Genomic DNA, 3,158 nt, shown 5'->3' on the forward strand with positions numbered 1-3,158 from the left:
CCGCTAAAAACCCCCTCCCCCCGCCCCCGGGGGGCCCCGCCCGGGGGGGGGGGGGGGGCGGGGGGGGGGGGGGCCCCCCCCCCCCCCCCCACGACCCGGGATCAGCGCCGGGAGAAGGAGAACCACGCATGTCCACCAGTACCACGGAGCCGTCGACGGCCGTGGACGGGTCCCCGCCGCGGCGCACACCCGTCCGGCGTCGCACCACGAAGCTGCCGTACGCCCTGCTCGTCCCCGCGGTCGCGATCCTCCTGCTCGGCATGGGGTACCCGGTCTTCTGGCAGATCGTCACCTCCATGCAGGAGTTCGGCCTGGCCCAGCAGTTCGGCCAGCCGCCCGAGTTCGTCGGCCTGCGCAACTACGCCGAGATCTTCAGCGACGAGCGGCTGTGGGCCGTCGTCGCCCGGTCCATCATCTTCTGCTTCGTCAACGCCTTCCTCACGGTCGCGATCGGTGTCCTGTTCGCGCTGCTCATGAAGGCCGTCGGCAAGGCGCCCCGCCTCGTCCTGCAGGTCGCCCTCCTGCTCGCCTGGGCGATGCCCATGGTCGCCGCGGTGACCGTGTTCCGCTGGCTCTTCGACTGGCGCACCGGTGTCGTCAACTGGTTGCTCGTCCAGATGGGCTTCGAGCGGTTCGAGGGCCACCACTGGCTCGCCCAGCCGCTGTCCTTCTTCTTCGTCGCGACCGTCATCATCGTCTGGATGTCCGTGCCGTTCGTGACGCTGTCGGTCTACGCGGCCCTGACCCAGGTCTCCGGCGAGGTCCTCGAGGCCGCGTCGCTCGACGGTGCCGATGCCTGGCAGACCTTCTGGGGCATCATCGTGCCGATGATCCGCCCCGTCCTGTCGATCGTGCTGCTCCTGCAGATCATCTGGGACCTGCGCGTGTTCGCCCAGATCCGGCTCCTGCAGGACGGCGGCGCACCCGTCAGCGAGACCAACCTGCTGGGGACGTTCATCTACGAGCTCGGCGTCGGCCGGCAGGACTTCGCCAGTGCCGCCGCGGTCTCGATCTTCGTGCTGCTGCTGACGATCACCATCAGCTGGCCCTATGTCCGTAGCCTGCTCAAGGAGGATGCGGCATGAGCGCCACCAGTGCCGTCACACCGGTCACCCGGACCACACCGGCCCATGTCGCCCCGCGACCACCGGCCAAGCGCTCGTCGCGCACCGGCCGTCCACGCAGCGCGAGCTCGTACCTGCTCGGTGCGCTCGCGATCGTGGCCGCCCTCGTGTGGGCGTTCCCCGTCTACTGGATGGTCAGCTCCTCGCTGCTGCCCAGCGCACGGCTGCGCGCGACGACCCCGACGTTCTTCCCGACCGACTCCAGCCTGCGCAACTACGAGCGGGTCATCGAGGGGTCGAGCTTCCTGTCGGCGCTGCGCATGAGCCTGATGATCACGTCCGTGACCGTCGTGGCCGTGATCGTCTTCGCCTTCCTCGCCGCGCTCGCGATCAGCCGGTTCCGGTTCCGCGGGCGCAAGTCCTTCATCATCGCGGTGCTCTTCATCCAGATGCTGCCGGCCGAGGGCATGTTCATCGCGCAGTACAAGATGCTGTCCGAGTTCAACCTGCTCAACAGCGTCATCGGTGTCTCGATCCTCTACACCGCGGCCGTCGTGCCTTTCACGGTGTGGATGCTGCGCGGCTTCGTCGCCGGGGTGCCCGCCGAGCTCGAGGAGGCGGGCATGGTGGACGGGCTGAGCCGGACCAAGGCCTTCCTGCGGATCACCTTCCCGCTGCTGGCGCCCGGCCTCGTCGCGTCGGGTGTGTACGCGTTCCTGCAGGCGTGGAACGAGTTCACGGTCGCGCTCATCGCGCTGCCGGCCGAACAGGCCAAGACGCTGCCCCTGTGGCTGCGGTCGTTCATGAATGCCAGCGCCAACCAGGGGATCGACTGGGGCCAGGTCATGGCCGCCTCCACGCTGATCGCCGTCCCCGTGATCATCTTCTTCCTGTTCGTGCAGGGCCGGATGACCGGCGGGCTCGTCTCGGGTGCGGTGAAGGGCTGACGTGAGCGATGTGCGCACGGCCGCCTCGATGACGAGCGAGGCGGCCGGACTGACGAGCGGGTACGCGGTCGGTCTGGACGTAGGGGGGACGAAGGTCTTCGGTGCGCTGCTGTCCGCGGACGGCGCGCTCGCCGGGACGGTCCGCCTTCCGACGGTCCGCGGCCGCGAGGGCGTGGTGACCAGCGTCGTCCGGGCCGTCGAGGAGCTCGCGCTCGAGGCGGGCGTCCTGCCCGGCGAGCTCAGTGGTGTCGGGCTGGGGGTGCCCGGCCTGGTCGACCCCGCGACGGGCTCCGTGGTGCACGCGGTGAACCTCGGGATCGACGGCGAGCCCTTCGCGCTCGCCGAGATCCTCGCAGCGCGCCTGGGTGTACCGGTGGTCGCCGACAACGATCTCAACGTCGCGGCACTCGGCGCCGCGCACGCGCTCGGCCCGCGGGGTCGCGACCTCGCGTTCCTCGCGCTGGGCACGGGCCTCGCCGCGGGGATCGTCATCGACGGTCGGCTGCGACGCGGTGCGAGCGGCGCGGCAGGGGAGATCGGGCACATCCCGATCGACCCGCTCGGCCCGCTGTGCCCGTGCGGGCAGCGCGGGTGCGTCGAGACCTTCGCCTCGGGCACCGCGCTGGGCGAGCGCTGGCCCTCGCGCCGCGGCCGACCGGCACCGGCCGAGCTGTTCGAGGCGGCCGAGGCGGGCGACCCGCGCGCGGTGCAGATCAAGGCCGAGTTCGCGGCCGCGGTCGCCGCCGCGGTCCGGATCCTCGTCCTGACGGTCGACGTGCAGCACGTGGTCCTCGGTGGCGGCGTCTCCGCGCTCGGGGACACGCTCCTCGACGCCGTGCGCGTCGCCCTCGACGAGCAGTCCCGGCCGTCGCCGTTCCTGACCTCCCTGCGTCTGGCGGACCGGGTCACCCTGGCACCGACCGACGTCCCCGTCGCCGCGATGGGCGCTGCCATCGCCGGCCGTAGAAAGGTGTCCTGATGGAAGTTGTCATCGTTCCCGCACAGACCGCTGCGGTGCTCGCTGCTGATGCGGTGGAGTCGTTGGTGCGGTCGAAGCCGGATGCGGTGCTGGGTCTGGCGACGGGGTCGAGCCCGTTGCGGGTGTATGACGAGCTGGTGCGTCGGCATCGGGAGTCGGGGTTGTCGT

Annotated in this window: 3 protein-coding genes and 1 pseudogene; all 4 read left to right on the top strand. The window is 70.9% G+C overall.

All coding sequences use genetic code 11. From position 1 onward, the window contains the following. The first annotated feature begins 128 nt into the window (after positions 1-128). Complete coding sequence (locus tag OHL10_RS04675; RefSeq protein WP_265520968.1) at positions 129-1,085, top strand: carbohydrate ABC transporter permease; 957 nt, start codon at positions 129-131, stop codon at positions 1,083-1,085. Next, a complete protein-coding gene (locus tag OHL10_RS04680; protein WP_265520969.1) occupies positions 1,082-2,011 on the top strand; it encodes a carbohydrate ABC transporter permease in 930 nt (309 codons plus the stop codon). The genes OHL10_RS04675 and OHL10_RS04680 overlap by 4 nt, the downstream gene beginning before the upstream one ends. A 1-nt stretch (position 2,012) precedes the next feature. Beyond that, complete coding sequence (locus OHL10_RS04685) at positions 2,013-2,990, top strand: ROK family protein (RefSeq protein WP_322645519.1); 978 nt, start codon at positions 2,013-2,015, stop codon at positions 2,988-2,990. Beyond that, positions 2,990-3,158 (top strand): annotated as a pseudogene (locus OHL10_RS04690) (glucosamine-6-phosphate deaminase); the annotation flags it as partial. The gene OHL10_RS04685 and the pseudogene OHL10_RS04690, both read left to right, overlap by 1 nt.

Source organism: Oerskovia flava (assembly GCF_026163685.1).
Classification (GTDB): domain Bacteria; phylum Actinomycetota; class Actinomycetes; order Actinomycetales; family Cellulomonadaceae; genus Oerskovia_A; species Oerskovia_A flava.

What these genes read in the sequence shown, in the direction of transcription:
- OHL10_RS04675 (WP_265520968.1), top strand. Translation starts at nt 129, where the DNA reads ATGTCCACCAGTACCACGGAGCCGTCGACGGCCGTGGACGGGTCCCCG.
- OHL10_RS04680 (WP_265520969.1), top strand. Translation starts at nt 1,082, where the DNA reads ATGAGCGCCACCAGTGCCGTCACACCGGTCACCCGGACCACACCGGCC.